The 17,182-nt window shown below is 45.7% G+C and carries 16 protein-coding genes; 15 read left to right on the top strand and 1 reads right to left on the bottom strand.

Features of this window, described 5'->3' with window-relative positions; all coding sequences use genetic code 11:
* The first annotated feature begins 36 nt into the window (after window positions 1-36).
* From ACQGXV_RS03880 to ACQGXV_RS03860, 5 genes are read left to right on the top strand one after another with little or no spacing between them, the layout of a single operon-like run.
* Window positions 37-2,085, top strand: a complete 2,049-nt coding sequence (locus ACQGXV_RS03880; protein ID WP_440864940.1) for an EscV/YscV/HrcV family type III secretion system export apparatus protein — start codon at window positions 37-39, stop codon at window positions 2,083-2,085.
* A 16-nt stretch (window positions 2,086-2,101) separates the two neighbouring features.
* Window positions 2,102-2,503, top strand: a complete 402-nt coding sequence (gene spaK, locus ACQGXV_RS03875; protein ID WP_440864939.1) for an SPI-1 type III secretion system chaperone SpaK — start codon at window positions 2,102-2,104, stop codon at window positions 2,501-2,503.
* On the top strand, window positions 2,503-3,795 hold the full coding sequence (sctN, locus tag ACQGXV_RS03870) for a type III secretion system ATPase SctN (protein WP_440864938.1): 1,293 nt from the start codon (window positions 2,503-2,505) through the stop codon (window positions 3,793-3,795). The genes spaK and sctN overlap by 1 nt, the downstream gene beginning before the upstream one ends.
* Complete coding sequence (locus ACQGXV_RS03865) at window positions 3,785-4,231, top strand: hypothetical protein (protein ID WP_440864937.1); 447 nt, start codon at window positions 3,785-3,787, stop codon at window positions 4,229-4,231. Before sctN ends, ACQGXV_RS03865 begins: the two co-directional genes overlap by 11 nt.
* Window positions 4,219-5,184 carry a SpaN/EivJ family type III secretion system needle length determinant gene (locus tag ACQGXV_RS03860; protein ID WP_440864936.1) on the top strand — a complete coding sequence of 322 codons (966 nt, stop codon included), beginning with the start codon at window positions 4,219-4,221 and terminating at the stop codon, window positions 5,182-5,184. The genes ACQGXV_RS03865 and ACQGXV_RS03860 overlap by 13 nt, the downstream gene beginning before the upstream one ends.
* A gap of 23 nt (window positions 5,185-5,207) precedes the next feature.
* On the opposite strand, the gene ACQGXV_RS03855 is transcribed toward ACQGXV_RS03860, so the two are convergent.
* Window positions 5,208-5,363: a hypothetical protein gene (locus tag ACQGXV_RS03855; RefSeq protein ID WP_440864935.1), complete on the bottom strand. Its 156-nt coding sequence runs from the start codon at window positions 5,361-5,363 to the stop codon at window positions 5,208-5,210.
* Window positions 5,364-5,501: 138 nt separating this feature from the next.
* On the opposite strand from ACQGXV_RS03855, the gene ACQGXV_RS03850 reads away from it, so the two are divergent.
* The 10 genes from ACQGXV_RS03850 to ACQGXV_RS03805 all read left to right on the top strand — a co-directional run bounded on the left by ACQGXV_RS03850 (window position 5,502) and on the right by ACQGXV_RS03805 (window position 17,082).
* Complete coding sequence (locus tag ACQGXV_RS03850; RefSeq protein WP_440864934.1) at window positions 5,502-6,128, top strand: FliM/FliN family flagellar motor switch protein; 627 nt, start codon at window positions 5,502-5,504, stop codon at window positions 6,126-6,128.
* Window positions 6,112-6,777 carry an EscR/YscR/HrcR family type III secretion system export apparatus protein gene (locus tag ACQGXV_RS03845; RefSeq protein ID WP_440864933.1) on the top strand — a complete coding sequence of 222 codons (666 nt, stop codon included), beginning with the start codon at window positions 6,112-6,114 and terminating at the stop codon, window positions 6,775-6,777. Before ACQGXV_RS03850 ends, ACQGXV_RS03845 begins: the two co-directional genes overlap by 17 nt.
* Window positions 6,778-6,792: 15 nt before the next feature.
* Window positions 6,793-7,047 (top strand): EscS/YscS/HrcS family type III secretion system export apparatus protein, encoded by a 255-nt coding sequence (locus ACQGXV_RS03840; protein WP_440864932.1) that lies wholly within the window; start codon window positions 6,793-6,795, stop codon window positions 7,045-7,047.
* Entirely contained in the window at window positions 7,044-7,814 is a 771-nt protein-coding gene (gene sctT / locus ACQGXV_RS03835; protein ID WP_440864931.1) for a type III secretion system export apparatus subunit SctT, read from the top strand. The genes ACQGXV_RS03840 and sctT overlap by 4 nt, the downstream gene beginning before the upstream one ends.
* 47 nt (window positions 7,815-7,861) lie before the next feature.
* Entirely contained in the window at window positions 7,862-8,917 is a 1,056-nt protein-coding gene (locus tag ACQGXV_RS03830) for an EscU/YscU/HrcU family type III secretion system export apparatus switch protein (protein ID WP_440864930.1), read from the top strand.
* Between the two features lie 100 nt (window positions 8,918-9,017).
* Window positions 9,018-9,551, top strand: a complete 534-nt coding sequence (locus ACQGXV_RS03825; RefSeq protein ID WP_440864929.1) for a SycD/LcrH family type III secretion system chaperone — start codon at window positions 9,018-9,020, stop codon at window positions 9,549-9,551.
* Window positions 9,552-9,555: 4 nt separating this feature from the next.
* The gene (gene sctE / locus ACQGXV_RS03820) at window positions 9,556-11,520 is read left to right on the top strand and encodes a type III secretion system translocon subunit SctE (protein WP_440864928.1); all 1,965 of its coding nucleotides are present in this window, start codon (window positions 9,556-9,558) and stop codon (window positions 11,518-11,520) included.
* Between the two features lie 11 nt (window positions 11,521-11,531).
* Window positions 11,532-12,650, top strand: coding sequence for a hypothetical protein (locus ACQGXV_RS03815; protein ID WP_440864927.1), 1,119 nt, complete (start codon window positions 11,532-11,534; stop codon window positions 12,648-12,650).
* Window positions 12,651-12,684: 34 nt separating this feature from the next.
* A complete protein-coding gene (locus ACQGXV_RS03810; protein WP_440864926.1) occupies window positions 12,685-13,785 on the top strand; it encodes an IpaD/SipD/SspD family type III secretion system needle tip protein in 1,101 nt (366 codons plus the stop codon).
* Window positions 13,786-13,794: 9 nt separating this feature from the next.
* The gene (locus ACQGXV_RS03805; protein ID WP_440864925.1) at window positions 13,795-17,082 is read left to right on the top strand and encodes a hypothetical protein; all 3,288 of its coding nucleotides are present in this window, start codon (window positions 13,795-13,797) and stop codon (window positions 17,080-17,082) included.
* The last annotated feature ends 100 nt before the right edge of the window (window positions 17,083-17,182 follow it).

Here is a 17,182-nt window from a genome sequence, read left to right as displayed (position 1 = left end):
TTTCTTTACATAAGTTGAATAAAATAGGTTGATAGGATGATTGACTTTTTAAATCGGCTAAGGAACCATCCGGAACTCTTTATTCTTATATTGATTGTTGTGATCATTTCTATGTTGGTTATTCCTCTGCCAACCTATTTGGTCGATTTCTTGATTGGGTTGAACATTGTTTTATCCATTCTGGTTTTTTTAGCATCATTTTATATTGATAAAATACTGAGCTTTTCAACATTTCCCGCGGTGTTGTTGATTACGACGCTGTTTCGATTAGCGCTATCCGTGAGTACTAGCCGTTTGATATTAAACGATGCGGATGCGGGGGACATAATTTCCACATTCGGTGAGTTTGTTATTGGGGAAAACCTGGTTGTTGGTTTTGTGATTTTTGCGATAGTCACCGTCGTGCAGTTTATGGTGATAACCAAAGGTGCAGAACGCGTCGCCGAAGTGGCAGCACGCTTCTCTCTGGATGGCATGCCAGGCAAGCAAATGAGTATTGATGCAGATTTGCGCGCGGGTTCCATCGACGCGGAAGATGCCATGTCACGGCGCAGTGTGGTCGAGCGTGAAAGCCAGCTCTACGGCTCTTTTGATGGCGCGATGAAGTTTATCAAGGGCGATGCGATTGCTGGAATTATCGTCATCTTCATCAACTTCATTGGTGGCATCAGTGTCGGTGTGTTCATTAATGGCATGGACATGTCAACCGCGCTTTCTACCTATACGATGTTGACGATCGGTGACGGTCTGGTTGCTCAAATCCCAGCACTATTGATCGCCATCGGTGCGGGTTTCATTGTGACGCGTGTTAATGGCGATGGCGACAACATGGGGCGCACCATTGTTGATCAGCTGTTCACCAACTCATCGGTACTGGTGATTGCGGCGATTATTGCCTTGGGTATCGGCTGTCTGCCGGGATTCCCTTTTTCTGTCTTTATGATTTTGGCATTGCTGCTCGCCGGACTTTATGGCTATCAACGTTGGAAACACAACAAGGCACAGGTCGAACTTGAGGGGGCAACGTCACACCAACCTTATGAAGGGGATGTGTTAGCCGAAGGGGAAAGCTCACTGGGTATCATTAATAATCTGAATAATGTTTCAGCAGAAACGGTGCCCTTGATTCTTGTCGTTAACAAAAGTGATGAACAAATACTGGGAAAGGCGAATATTACAGAACGCTTTCGCAGTCAATTCTTCATTGATTATGGGATAAACCTGCCGGAAATAACGGTGAGAGCGTCCGAGCACATAGAGCCTGAAACCGTGTCTGTGTTAATCAATGAAATTAGCGCAGAGCGTTTTCAAATAAAATTCAATCAGTACCGCGTTGTGAACGGTTCTGACGAGCTGCTACAGCTTGGGATACCGGTGTCTACCATTGATAACATGCAATGGATTGCCGAAGAACAGCGGGAATCTGTTGCGGCATTAGGGTATCAACTGCGTAGTGGTATTGATGAAATGTATTACACCTTGGCGGCCGTGTTGATTCGTCATGTTAACGAGTATTTCGGTGTTCAGGAAACAAAACATATTCTCGATAAAATGGAAGAGAAATACCCTGATCTGATGAAAGAAGTGATACGACATGCCACTATTCAGCGCATTTCTGAAGTATTGCAGCGCCTTTTGAGTGAACGTATTTCAGTGCGTAATATGCGGTTAATTATGGAGGCCCTTGCCCAATGGGCGCCGCGTGAAAAAGAGGTTATTTCGCTGGTGGAGCATGTTCGCGGTGCTCTCTCACGTTATATTTGCCATAAATTCTCTGTGGGAAATTCGCTTCGCGTGATTATGTTATCCGCGGAATTTGAAGACCAGATTCGCCAGAGTATTAGAAATACCTCAACGGGTGTGTTCCTTCATCTTGAACCTGCCGTGGCGGATGAGCTGATTGATCGTTTTGCACTGGCCATGGAGAGTGTCGCGATGTCTTGTAAAGATTTAGTCGTGCTCTCCTCGGTCGATATACGCCGTTTCTTAAAGCGTTTTCTCGAGTCACGCTTTAAAGATCTTGAAGTTATGTCGTTCGGTGAAATAACCGATACGGTGTCAATCAATGTGGTGAAAACCATTTAATTAAGGAAAAGCTGAAATGTATATTGATATTGTAAAATTGGTTCGTGATGCGCTACTGCACAGTGGGGTGGATGAATCCATTCTGAGTGATTTTGATGGTCATTCAACCATTGCGCTCGATTTTGAAAATTATCCCAGTTTGTTAATCAGCAATGTGGATGGGCAGATATGGATTTGGTCACAGCTCAGCGAAAACACACCTGGGTTATTGCAGCATAAATCAGCCCAAATCCAAGAAAAAATTATGGAAGGGTGCCACTTTGCGCTGACCGGGCAATTACAGATTGCCATTAACAATGATGCCATTGAATTAAAAGGGCTGGTACATCCTGACTATCTGACTGACGGTGCTCGCTTTTCGGATGCCATGGACGAATTCTTCCAATTGCAAGAAGCCTTTTTGGGAGTGATTCGTTAATGGCGACCCGACAGCTCTTACGTCAACAAGCACATCCTTTGCGCCTGTCTGGCTCCATCATTGAAGCGCGGCTGCCCGGTGTGACTGTCGGGGAAGTCTGCGAAGTTCGCCAAGGCTGGAATCAGCCAGATATACTGGCTCGCGCTCAGGTATTGGGGTTTCATGGCGATACGACACTGCTGAGTTTGATAGGCAATGCGCAAGGTTTGTCGCGAGAGGCGGTAATTTGTCCTACAGGGACAGGGCTGTCGGTTGTACTGAGTCATGACCTGCTGGGTTGTGTACTGAACCCGTTTGGTGAAGTTGTCGAGCGATTGGCAGGAGAGGAGCGAGGGTTTGCCTGGCAGCGTCGCACCATTGATGCGCCACCTCCGATTTATCAGGACCGGGTGGGCATCCAGCAGCCGTTTTGGACCGGAATCCGTGCCATTGACGGGCTGATTACCTGCGGCGTGGGTCAGCGCATGGGCATTTTTGCATCGGCGGGGTGTGGGAAAACGACCTTGATGCACATGCTTATCGAGCAATCACAAGCGGATGTTTTTGTGATTGCGCTTGTCGGTGAGCGTGGGCGTGAAGTGACGGAATTCATTGAAGCATTGCGCGAATCCGATCGTCAGAGCCAGTGTGTTTTGGTTTATGCGACTTCAGATTATTCATCGTTGAATCGTTGCAATGCCGCGCAGGTTGCAACCACGGTTGCTGAATATTTTCGCGACGCAGGCATGAATGTCGTGCTCTTCCTGGATTCGATTACGCGTTATGCCAGGGCACTACGCGATGTGGCTCTGGCTACGGGGGAATCACCCGCACGGCGTGGTTACCCTGCCTCGGTCTTTGATGCCCTGCCCAAGCTATTGGAACGCCCGGGCGTCACCCAAACAGGAAGTATCACGGCCTATTACACCATTCTTTTGGAAAGCGATGACGAGCCCGATCCTATTGCAGAAGAAATTCGCTCAATTCTTGACGGGCATATCTACCTGAGCCGCAAGTTGGCGGCCAAAAATCACTATCCAGCGATTGATGTTCTGAATAGTGTCAGTCGCGTCGCTAATCGGGTTTGTGACAGTGAACATCTTCACTACGCGGGCGAACTGCGTCGCGTTTTGGCAAAAATTGATGAGCTGCAACTCTTTGTCGATCTGGGCGAATATCAACCGGGCGAAAATGAAGAGAACGATCGCGCCATGAATAAACGAGATCGCTTGTTTGCCTGGTTGAAACAGCGTGTCGATGAGCGTGCTGATTTCAATACGATAACCGATGAGATGAAACGTCATGCTTCGTGAGATGAAAACGTTGGTGGGGCATGTTGCCCTAAAAATTCAACGTAATGATGTTCTGCTCAATAGAAAAAAAAGTGAGCACAACACATTAATCACCCAGATAGACAGCTTCGAAAAAGAGATTTCGGCCATTGAGATGCTCAGCCGAAGTTTGTATCCCGGAGGCGAAACCAATAAAGCGAAAATCTTCGCGATACAACGACGACAGGGCGCACTCAAGAGGAAATTGGCGGACATTAAAGTCCAAAAATCTCAAAAAATGCTTGAACAGGAAAAGTGTGAGCAAGAGCGCCTGGCGATATTCGAAAAAAGGAAACTGCTTGATAGAAAGATAAATAAGTATGAATCGCTGCAACAGCAGGCGCGAAAAAATAAGCGTATTAGCGATGCCAAAATTGAAGATAACGAGATAGAGGAAAGAATATCATGGCGACGTTAAATGGAGTGAAAGCCATTTTTTCTGGCAGTAACCCCGGCAGGGAAGAAAATGCGACGCAAAGTTTAGAACACATTGTTTTAAATGCCATAAAGCAAAAAGCAAAGCAGGTGAAGAAAGGGCATGAGGAAACTGCCTTCCCTCCTGTTGCGCTTTCTCACGCCTCGCTATCCGCAACACGACCGGAACTGCATGCGAGTCTGGGCAAATGGAGGGAAAGCGGACGAGGGAAAATCAATCTGCCGGTGCAGTCAGAGACGCGTGCCGAGGTGAGCAAGACAGTAAATACCCGCGCGACTGAGGCCCCACTCGATAAGGGTGTACCCATGCGCAAAACAACCCTACACCATGATTTATCCGCCCTTTCTGCCAGCGTGGGGGAAAAGACAGCCGTAGCCAGTGGGGTGCACGGTCTGTCTGCTGCCGTTGCACTTCAGGAACGTCGTGATACGCCACTTTCCCACGCGATAGCGAGTCAGGTAACTGATACGGCGGTTTTTCCCTCTACGAGCATACCTTCAGAAGCGCCAGGCCACAGGACGGAAAGAGAGCATACGCCCTCTGGTATTCCGCTAACCAGCGATGCACAACACCGTATGTTCACGGGTGATACCGCCGCTCGTAGTGCTGATAACGCGTTCGCCGGGGCGGGCCGACAGCCACTTCCCTCTGAGGCAATACTGAGAAACATCGGCAATACTGCGCTAAATGAGGCCGCGTCAGAGGGTCAATTATTGTACCGCTTTTCGGATTGGGGAGATGGTCATCAGGTCAATGTACTGCTCGGCGGTCATGCCAAAGCACCGCATGTGTTGCAGGTTTCTGATCCGTTAGTGCACCAGCGATTAGCGGATTACGAGGGCCAGGGACAAAGCGACCCGGAATGGGTGTTTTCTGAGGACGATGAGCAGCCAAAGAAAGAGCACAGCACCTTTGCCGATGAGGGAAATGCGTGATTGGTCAACACCTACGCAGTTATTCAAAGCGCGAACTGTCCGAGCGTCGCAGAGTGAAAACGTGGCAAGACCAAGGCTTTGACGTTTGTCAGCATCTGGTACCCGGCAATCACCTGCTGCATTTTATCGCTGATACGGGGTGGGAGGGCATTATCGATCTGGAGAGATGGTTTTGCCACCGAGTGCCTCAGAGTGCGGCATTGTCGAGCGCATCGTGGTCGCCTGCGCAGTTAGAGACCTTGTTCCTTACTTGCATACAGCCTATTGATGGGTTGCCACAAGACCTCGCATACCAACGTTTGGAAAGCAAAGGTCGGGTGGCGGCATCATCTGTTCCAGCACAGGCTTACGCCTGTATGGCATCGCAAGGACGCGTATGGCTGCATACCTTTCCTTCCCAAGCCCCGTTGGACGAGGGGCGTCGCCATTTGAAGGCGGACGATCTGCCTTTATCTATCCAGTTTCAAATTGGCTACAGCCATATCTCCATGGCGTTGCTGAAACGCATTCAGCGTGGTGATGTGATATTGGTTAATCATGAAGAATGCACAGTTGCCTCATCAAACCATGTATTGGGGCGATTTATCAAAATTGAAGAGGGATTTATGTTTGATGAAACGGACGTTACTACAATGCCAGAAAATGAAAGCGAATTATCGTTGCCAGAACACATAAATGAGGTCGCTGTTGCCCCGGTACGATCGCGTGACGAGATTAAGATAAATCTCGATGTGGTATTGCAACAAAGCACGCTCAGCGTTGCAGAATTAGAATCCTTTTATCACGGTCAGGTTATTCCATGTCATCCTGATGCAGAACAGAATATATACATTATGGCTAATGGTGTACCTGTTGCCAAAGGTGAGTTGGTGTGGATTGAGGATCGTTTGGGGATCGAAATAAAAGATGTTTATCAAGAGGCTGGTGATGTCTCACGGCAATGATATTTCTCTGATTGCGATACTGGCATTTTCAACGCTGCTTCCTTTTTTGATTGCATGTGGAACCTGTTATATAAAGTTTTCCATTGTTTTTGTCATGGTACGTAATGCATTGGGACTTCAGCAAGTTCCTTCCAATATGACATTGAATGGCGTAGCGTTGATTTTATCTTTTTTTGTCATGTTACCCGTGGTGAAAAGTGGCTATGAGCAATTTCAGCAAGCCAATGTCGATACCAGAGACAGTCAATCAGTTTTATATTTTATTGAGAATGGACTGGATAGTTATCGGGATTATCTTGAGAAGTATTCTGATGCTGAATTGGCTCAGTTTTTTGAGCGGGCCCAACTTCAACGCGGAGATAACCCCGATAGTGAAGTGCATGAAGAGGAACGTACTTCTATCCTGGCATTATTACCCGCTTATGCTTTAAGCGAGATAAAGAGTGCATTTAAGATAGGTTTTTATCTTTATCTGCCATTCGTTGTTATCGATTTACTGGTCTCCAGTATTTTGCTGGCGCTCGGCATGATGATGATGAGTCCCGTAACCATTTCAGTACCCATTAAATTGGTACTCTTTGTTGTGTTAGATGGATGGACGCTATTATCCAAAGGATTGGTAACACAATACCTGGACCTGGCGTTATAGCCGTGGAGAATCATCATGGATGAAATAGCGTTCGCAGGCAATAAAGCTCTTTACCTGATTTTGACAATGTCGGCATTACCCATTGCTGTGGCCACCATAGTGGGGCTGTTGGTGGGTTTATTCCAGACAGTAACTCAGCTTCAAGAACAGACATTGCCTTTTGGCGTCAAGTTATTGAGCGTGGCGTTGTGTCTGTTTCTTATTTTCGGGTGGTATGGCGATATTATGCTTAATTATGCTCGTGAAGTAATAAGAATAGCACTTGCGTGATAAGCAATATGTTTACTGGAATGTTTTTTGACCTTCACACCTGGCTTTATGAAATGGCTATGGTATCAGCTCGTCTGATGCCTGCGTTTATATTGCTGCCCTTTTTCAACAATAATACGTTGACTGGTGCTATCAGGTTACCCGTTGCCATGCTCACGGGCAGTGTGTTGTGGCCGCATACGGGAGAAGCGATGGCTGGGTACGATAACATCTGGTTTTTAATTTTAATCGGTAAGGAGTTGGCTGTTGGTCTGATCATCGCTGGTTTTCTGTGTTTACCGTGTTGGGTTATGCACGCGACGGGCAGTTTTATCGACAATCAGCGTGGTGCAACCCTGAGTAGCAGCATTGATCCACTTTCAGGGGTGGATACTTCCGAACTGGCTAACTTTTTCAACCTCTTTGCTGCGGTTATTGTGCTGCAAAGCGGTGGTCTGTTGTTAATGCTGGAGGTTTTCGAGAAAAGTTATCAATTATGGCAACCTTATCAGTTGGATATGCCTGCATATCGTACCGTTATCGGGTTCCTAACTTTGGTCGTGAAGAATGGCGTTATCCTTGCCAGCCCTTTGATTATTATTTTTTTGTTGTCTGAACTTTTTTTGGGGTTACTGGCACGGTTTGCCCCACAGTTGAATGCCTTTGCGCTGGCATTGACGGTTAAGAGCCTTATTGGATTCTTGTTATTACTGCTCTATTTCACCCCCATATTGCCCGACCGCATTATGGATTTACGCCTATATCCCGTTGATCTACTTGGCTGGTGATGCAGTGGTTAGCAAGCAAGCGGGAACCTGGAGTATAAAGGGAATTTATGTCTGGAAGTAAAACGGAAAAACCGACTGACAAAAAGAAAAAAGACGCGGCGAAAAAAGGTCAGTCATTTAAGAGTAAAGATTTGGTCATTGCTTGTCTGATATTGCTGGGCGTGCAATACCTGGTTAATTTTTCTGGTGTCTTCGAGTTGATGTCCATGTGGCGACTCGTCATCGAAAATGGTTTTACTCATGATATGCTTGGCTATGCTGAAGCGGTGTTTTGGACGGGGCTAAAGCTATTCTTACCGTTCTTATTACTTTGTATCGCTGCTTCGGTGTTTCCAACGCTATTACAAACCGGTTTTATGCTTACCAGTAAAGCACTAAAACTAAATTTTAATGCGTTAAACCCGGTTAACGGTTTCAAGAAATTATTTAGTTTACGCACAATAAAAGATGTCGTGAAAACCTTACTTTTCCTGACGAGTTTTATCGTCGCTGCTATGGTATTTTGGAATAAACATAAACATATGGTTTTCTCTCAGCTTAATGCTGAGCCTGTACATATATTCCTGCTGTGGGGGAAGCTTTTTGGCGCATTAATCTATCTGTGTTTATCCTGCGCGCTATTGGTGTTTGTATTGGATGCGCTTGCTGAGTATTTTCTTCATATAAGAGATCTCAAAATGGATAAGCAGGAGGTTAAACGAGAATTTAAAGAGCAAGAAGGTGATCCAGAAATCAAATCTAAACGTAAAGAGTTACATGCTGAACTGTTGTCGGAGCAAATAAAAACTGATATTGAAAAATCATCGGTGATTATTGCTAACCCAACGCATGTTGCGGTTGGGATCTATCTCAATATGGAGGTGGTGGGTATTCCCTTTGTCTCTGTGCTGGAGAGAAATCAGAGAGCGCTTGCCGTTAGAGCTTATGCCGAGAAAGTGGGGGTTCCTGTTGTTGAAGATATTAAGTTGGCACGACGAATCTTTAAAACACACCAGCGATACTCTTTTGTCAGCATTGAAGAGTTGGATAACGTCATTGGTATCCTTGTGTGGTTGCAACAAGTTGAAAGTGCTTGGAAAAACGAGAATGACTCGCCCGCGTAAACCCACGGTGAATGAGCGTTCTTTATGTGAATATCAAATAAACGCATGGTTTAATAATGATCATCAGCAGTAAGCGGTGACCCTACTGAGGAGAGTAAAAATGGAACAAAATACTGGTGCTATCACCGAGCAGGAAGCAACATTATTAATGACGGCAACATTGGAACATGGGGCTACATTAAAAGAGATTCATGGCATTACTGATGACATGATGGAAAATGTCTATGCGTATGCTTATCAGGCATACAAAAATGGCCAGTTAGATGAAGCGGAAAATTTGTTCCATTTTCTTTGTCTCTACGATCTTAAAAACCCAGATTACTTTATTGGTTTGGGTGCCGTTAATCAGGTAAAGAAAAATTACAGCAAGGCGTGTGATTTTTACTCATTAGCCTATGTCATGGCGGAGAGTGATTTCAACCCGGTCTTTTATTCAGGGCAGTGTCAACTGCTTATGGGGAATGTTGTTAAGGCATTACAGTGCTTTGATATTATTTGCTCACGGTGTGAGGATTCGTCTTTAGTGGCTAAAGCTAAAGCGTACATGAGTACTATTCGTCAAAATATGGGAGAGAGTGAGGAGTTAAATGACGCTGAGCCCTCTGAGGAAACCGTTTCATTTCATAGGTCTTAAATAAATGGATGTATCCAAAACAGGTAAAGCGATAAATCTTGCAAATTTTCCATCCAATACTGGAAAAGTAAGTGAAGCAATTTCAACGAAGACACATATTTCTCAGGTAAAGGGAAAGGCTATTGACCAATTAGCCCAACAGCGTGCCAGGGAAATGATTGCTGACGATGTCTCGGCACAAACAGCATCTGCAACCTCGGAGAACGTTGAGTTACCCGCAATCCGCCAATCGACACCGTTAACTAGCAAAGCGCAAATGTTGTTTTTAATGGCGCAGTATCAGGATATTACCAATGGGATGGACGCGACGCAGCGTGCCAATGCCTTGGCCGTATTTTTGACCCAGTCAGAAGCGCGCCTGGATAAAGCACGTGAGCTGTCCGCGGATCTGGATGCGTTGCACCAAACCTTCGATGGTCTTGAGGCGGAGTTTAACGAGGCGCAAAAAGGTGTTGATGGTGCAACAGATGATGTGACGCAAGCGCAGCGTAAGCTTGATGAGGCGCAGAAGTCCCTGGATGAATTGTTAGAACAATTAGGGGTTACAGACCCTGATGATCCGTCACTGGCAGATAACCCTGACGTAACGCAAGCGAAGAAGGATATTACTGATGCGCAAAAAGCGCTAGGCCACGCTCAATCAACGTTGTCCGATGCGCGCGCGGTTGCGGAGCAAAAGCTTGCTGCGATGCAGAGAGTCCTGAATGACATTAATACCAATACGGCAGAAATGAATAAAAAGTACAACGATGTGGACCTGACATCAAAAGGTAGCGTTGTATCCAGCAATTCATTGGCGCAATCAGAGAAAGCGCTGACTAAAACGGCGGTCATGATCATGCTGATCACCGAATTTATTATGAAAATGGAAGAGGCATCTGCCGAAAAATTAAAAAATGATCTTGAACTGAACCGCATTCAAACCAAAGCGCGTCAGGCTGAAATGCAGCGTAAATCTGATAAATACGAAGAGCAGGTTCGTAAAGCAGAAGAAGCGCAAAAAATGTCCAGCTGTGTTGGTAAAATTTTAGGTGGTCTGGCGATTGCGCTGGGGGCAATTACTACAGTATTTGGCGGTGGTGGTCTGGCACTAATGGCTGTCGGTATTGCCTTGATGGTCGCTGACCCCATTGTTGCGGCTATTACCGGAAAATCATTAACTGAAATGGTAATGAATCCTCTCATGGAGCATGTCTTTATGCCTCTTATGAATATTCTGGGCGATATTATCACGCAGATTTTTGATAAAACACCACTCGGCTTGCTGCTAAATGACATCGATAAAGCGACCGGGGCCAACATGATGGATACTATCCATATGGTGGTCACTGCCGCTGTGTCTATTGCTGCCATGGTGGTTATTTCTTTAGTGGCGAAAACAGCAGCCAAATTCATGATAGAAAAAATGTCCCAAGCAATGACCTCTGCCATTATGCAGTCAATCAAGCAGGCAATAACGCGGGTCATTAATAAAATTATGCCGCAAATGGTTAATAACTCTATGAGACAAGGGAGTGCGGCATTAAGTCGAAGCATGCAATCTGTCATAAAACAGGTTGGGAAAGTTACACAAGAGATCAATAAAAAGCTGGATAAAATTTCAGATAAAGTAAATGCCAATGTCATGAAGATTTTGAGATCAAACGATCCAGAAGATGCAAAACGCTTGGGTAACATTGCATTGAAACGATTGGAAATGTTGGAAAATGGCGTTCAGACAGCGATGCCTGTTGTACAAAGTGGAATGAGTATTAATATTTCAAATATCAGGCTCCAGGCGACAAAAGCAATTGCCGATTTTAATTTGGCCGCAATGGATGTCAGCATTTTGCGCGATCTTATTAGTAAAATTCTTACTAATTATGAAGAGGACTCCAAAGCTTCTCAATCGGTAAATATGACGTTGTCTGACATGTTAAGCAGTAAAGCCAACACTGGGAAGAGTGTTGTAAGAAATATCAGAGCCTAATAGGAGGCATTATGGCAGTATCTATTGCAAATCCCAATAATACCGTGTTCCAACCGCGAGCGACTGCTCTTCCTGATGAGATGCATCGCAAGGGTATGGGTAACACCAGTTTCATCGAGAAATCAAGTTCCAAACCTTTGGATACCGCTGACTTAAATCAGAACAGAACGGTGTTAGTACAGCATGCATCCAGTCACCTTGTTGGCATTGATATTCTAATTCCTGATATCACTAAGCCAGTTTCTGACACGGATGTGAATTTGTTGAGCAAACAAATTTCTCTGTATTCTCAAAGTGGTTCTCTGATACCTGCTCAGAATGAAAAAGTGTCTGCGCTACCGGAGAAAGGAATCGCTAGCCGGTCAGAGAAAATCATGTCTACGACAAATTTTCTCGGTGGTTATAACAGCATGCGTTGTGCCCCGCTAATTGAGTTGGCGAAAACCGCGTTATTGAGCAAACATGCTGAATATGGCATGAAAACCAAGATGCTGGAAACAAGCCAGAAAAGCCTTGAAAGCTCTGTCGAGCACAGTATGCAGGCTGCTCAGGAGCAGTTCAAAAAGGATCTTACCAGTTGCATTGTGACAAGTGGTATGTCGCTGGCTGGTGGAATCAAGTCCCATCGAGGGCATAGCCAGGCTATTAAAGGCTATGAGACTCATGGAGCCAAAATTACTGACCATAAAAATCATGGTAACGATCTCAATGCGCACGCAATGCCTTCACGCGGGAAGGATATGAACGATCCGATGTGGGCGCATGATATGACTCGCTTGAAGCAATCTCCCAATAGTCAACACGTAAAGGCGGAGAGCGAGAATTTTCAACTCCAAACCACCCTAATCGCCTCAAATCAACAAATTGATGTGGGGAAAGCGTTACAGAGTGGCGCTTTAGCAATGGGAACCATCTCTTCGGCTCAGATGATAGTGAGTCAGGCTGAGCAGAATGGCCTACAGCAATTGCGGCAATTTGATAAAGAAGTCTTTATGCAGGAGAGCCAACAAAACGATGCAAGAGCTCAGGATGCTGAAAAACTCAAGTCTGCATTGTTGGCAACGCTCGAAAATATTGCGAAAGGTATCAGCGATACTGCCAGTGTGGTTGCCAATAATACCAAAATGTAATTGCTAAACATTGATAATGATATAAAACCGCCTGTTGATACAGGCGGTTTCTTCAGAGGAAAATATGGAAATATTATCTACAACCAGGCCCTCATTTCGGGTTGATAGTTATTCACAGGATCAATCTGCTAATCATTGTTTTTTGCAAGAGCCCGTCGCTGATGAGATGAATATATCCCCCCGCAGTGATGGTACGCATCGCATTCTTCTCGGTCCTTTCTCGTTTATCATGGCTGAGGGGGTAAAGCTGGAAGATTTTTCAAAAAATTTAAATTTCAGTGGCTTTCTTGATGAAATGAAGACTATCCAGGCACGGAGAGAGCTTCTCGGTCATGATGTACAAAAAAGAATGCGTGTTCTCGATGATCTGTATTTGAAGAATCCTGAATTGAAGAATAAGGCGCTGTCGTCTGATACAAAAGAACTGGTCTATTCGACGCTGACAAAACAGGGGAGTGCTTCCTACGCAGCACTGATGTCCAGCTCCTCGAATTCTGACACGTTTAGTACCTTATCAAGTAAAGAGATTAATGACCTGATCGCTAGTGCACTTGAGGAAATGTCTGAAAGCTATTTGGATGTTTTTCAACAAGCCGTTGAGAAAAATGTGAAGTTTTATAAGGACTTTTCTGATTTTATGTCCAAGCTGCCACAATTCATTTCCGCCGATGGTGATAAAACCATTCTGAATGGCAAAGAATTCAGAGTAAGTCTCGAAAAATTGATGTGCGATTATCTTGTTCCAGGTATGTCAACGACATTATTTCCTGTTCAAACGGGGTCTGCAGTTCAAGGCGCTAGCCGTGAGGAGTGTGAAGCTTGGGCAAGAGAGTTTGGGCTCAGCACTGTTGACTGTATTTATGAGTTAACCGATGGCACTTATATTGTTCATATTGATATTAGTCCCTTGGAGAATATTTATAACTCAGTGGAAGATAAAGATATGTCGTTCAACGCAGCACAGTGGTCTGCATGGCAGACTGGCGTTGATATGCAAAAAGATAATATCCAAAACAGCATGCAAACATTAACCCAGAAATTTTCAAACGCGCATTCGACGTTTGATAATTTAGTTAAAGTGTTGAGTAGCACAATTGCAAGCCTTTTGGATTGTGATAAGCAATTCTTTGTTTAGGGTGGCAGTATGATGAATAATAAAGTTATACATACACACACAGTACGTAATTCTTATCCCGCAGTTAGAGTACTAAAGAGGAATGTTAAATGTAAAACGCTAAAAAACGTGCGTCAATCCAATAAAATATACCGAGCCTCTGGCGGGAAGTTCAAAGGTAAAATAGGCTTGATAAAGCAAATGACTCAAGACCCCGCTCTGTGTATTAAGAAAGATTTTATGGGGGTGAGGAACAACGCAAATCGCAATGAAGTGTTAAATCAGAATGTGGAGGCTCCGAAGTCTTGTCCTGAAGATGCGGTAGGAATCAATAATTTCCTTGACTCACTTCCTAACAGCATGGTTTTTTCAGAAAAAATGGAACAGGATGCGATTGAGTTTTGGAAAAGTAAAAATGACATCAAGGGATTTGGTGATTTTTTATCAGTACTCTCTGCGTCTGGTAGTAATAATCAAGCTATACAAAAAGTTAAGCTAGCATTGGTATTGACTCAAAAGTTACATGATTCATATGCCGAAAACGATACGTCGAATATTGATGCTATAAAGAAGGATGTTAAGTTTCTTGTCGATAATGTAAATGAATATAAGTTGGGTTTTAATTCACCAATTGCGGGTTCATCGAGAAAAGGCTTTAAGGCACTCAAGTCATTCGATCAATTTATGGATAGAATTTCCAATCAGGCAGAATTAAAAGGCTTAGATTATAATAAAGAAATTCATATCATGGTTATGAATGAAATCAAGTCCTTGCCGGATAGTCATTTGCGTGATGTGCTCCATAAAGAGTGGGAGAATGGCCCTTTCCGTGAATCAATCCGCGTTTTTGAAAAGATGGAAAATGTTATTAATTCAAGGAGTGGGTTCCTGCGTGCGGATGCTCTTTTTTCTCATCAACCCATCAAGTTAGATCTCTTTAAGGACTACTTGAAGCGAGAAGGAGGGCCCAAAAAAAATGATGACACGAAAGAGGTTCCTGTAAAAAAAGAGGCTGATGCTGGTACGGGGATTAAAAGTGATGGTGTTCATTCACGTGATAAGAATGTCAGTAATCCGAATTCTCACCTTACGGCAGGCGAAAATCCTGTTAGCGATCGGGGAGCGAATCAAGCGCTTCATGCAGCGCCATTCGCTCGGCAACGGGCGCAGTTTGCTACAACGTTAAGCAAAGCCAAAAGTAACGCAGCGCTTGTGCAATCTTCTGAACCTCGGTCGCAAGAGGGGGGTCGTCCTTCGATTGAACCTTATATCGGTCCAAACCGAACAGGACGCACCGGCGCCGCAGAGTTTAAACGTTATTGGCACAAAACGATTGCTGAAACCGATACCCTGGCAGGACGGCGAGAGCCGCTTCCAGGACGCGATGAAAAGGAGCTGCTGGTAAGATTAAACCCCGCAGGGGGAGAAAACCCTGGTGAGCGTGATGGCAGCAAAGGCAACGTGAAAGCGAACAATGTGTTTGAGACACAGCCCCATTCTCACCTTACGGCAGGCGAAAATCCTGTTAGCGATCGGGGAGCGAATCAAGCGCTTCATGCAGCGCCATTCGCTCGGCAACGGGCGCAGTTTGCTACAACGTTAAGCAAAGCCAAAAGTAACGCAGCGCTTGTGCAATCTTCTGAACCTCGGTCGCAAGAGGGGGGTCGTCCTTCGATTGAACCTTATATCGGTCCAAACCGAACAGGACGCACCGGCGCCGCAGAGTTTAAACGTTATTGGCACAAAACGATTGCTGAAACCGATACCCTGGCAGGACGGCGAGAGCCGCTTCCAGGACGCGATGAAAAGGAGCTGCTGGTAAGATTAAACCCCGCAGGGGGAGAAAACCCTGGTGAGCGTGATGGCAGCAAAGGCAACGTGAAAGCGAACAATGTGTTTGAGACACAGCCCCATTCTCACCTTACGGCAGGCGAAAATCCTGTTAGCGATCGGGGAGCGAATCAAGCGCTTCATGCAGCGCCATTCGCTCGGCAACGGGCGCAGTTTGCTACAACGTTAAGCAAAGCCAAAAGTAACGCAGCGCTTGTGCAATCTTCTGAACCTCGGTCGCAAGAGGGGGGTCGTCCTTCGATTGAACCTTATATCGGTCCAAACCGAACAGGACGCACCGGCGCCGCAGAGTTTAAACGTTATTGGCACAAAACGATTGCTGAAACCGATACCCTGACAGGACGGCGAGAGCCGCTTCCAGGACGCGATGAAAAGGAGCTGCTGGCAAGATTAAACCCCGCAGGGGGAGAAAACCCTGGTGAGCGTGATGGCAGCAAAGGCAACGTGAAAGCGAACAATGTGTTTGAGACACAGCCCCATTCTCACCTTACGGCAGGCGAAAATCCTGTTAGCGATCGGGGAGCGAATCAAGCGCTTCATGCAGCGCCATTCGCTCGGCAACGGGCGCAGTTTGCTACAACGTTAAGCAAAGCCAAAAGTAACGCAGCGCTTGTGCAATCTTCTGAACCTCGGTCGCAAGAGGGGGGTCGTCCTTCGATTGAACCTTATATCGGTCCAAACCGAACAGGACGCACCGGCGCCGCAGAGTTTAAACGTTATTGGCACAAAACGATTGCTGAAACCGATACCCTGGCAGGACGGCGAGAGCCGCTTCCAGGACGCGATGAAAAGGAGCTGCTGGCAAGATTAAACCCCGCAGGGGGAGAAAACCCTGGTGAGCGTGATGGCAGCAAAGGCAACGTGAAAGCGAACAATGTGTTTGAGACACAGCCCCAAAAAGCCACTACAACACCTGCACAGGCAATGCGTCAACAACCGTTGTCGATGGATGCGGCTGGTATCAGCGCGCAAAAGTCTAATATCTATATGGGACCACACAGAACGGGTAGGACCGGCGCAGTAGATTTCAAAAAATATGCTTCGAATTCAGATGTATCTACAGTAGGCAATGTGCTAAACGGGTCAGGCAGTATCGGGCGTGATGTTGAACCTTTAGCCAAAGCGGTTTCAAGCAGCACCATTGAAAGGCGCGCTGTAGACAAAAAGGATGCAGTTACCCCGGTAACCCGTGGCGTTGAGCACTCTGCGCGTGTTTCTCAACACAAAGCACGCGTTGAACCTGAAACCTCGAAGGTTGAAACCACAGATGATGTGTTACGGGCGGATTCTGCGTCGACAGCCAGAGAGCCCTCTTTGGCCAATCGTCACCAGGTGGCATCTTCGGGAGAAAATAAGACGGTTACTGCTACGGGCTATGCCCCCTACAAAGGTCCATTTTGGACCGGAAGGCAAGGTGCTACGGCAAAGCAATCTTATATCAATACTGACGGGGTTACTAAAAAGTAAACCGTTAACATCCTTTAGGGATGAGAAGTGGTCGTCCTGTTTGGTACAAGCGACCTGACGTCATTTTAATTGGCTTATTCTGTGAGATTTAGAAGGAATA

Source organism: Symbiopectobacterium purcellii (assembly GCF_052050035.1).
GTDB lineage: Bacteria > Pseudomonadota > Gammaproteobacteria > Enterobacterales > Enterobacteriaceae > Symbiopectobacterium > Symbiopectobacterium purcellii_A.
Note: the sequence above shows the minus strand (reverse complement) of the source record. Positions and strands in the feature narration are given on the sequence as shown.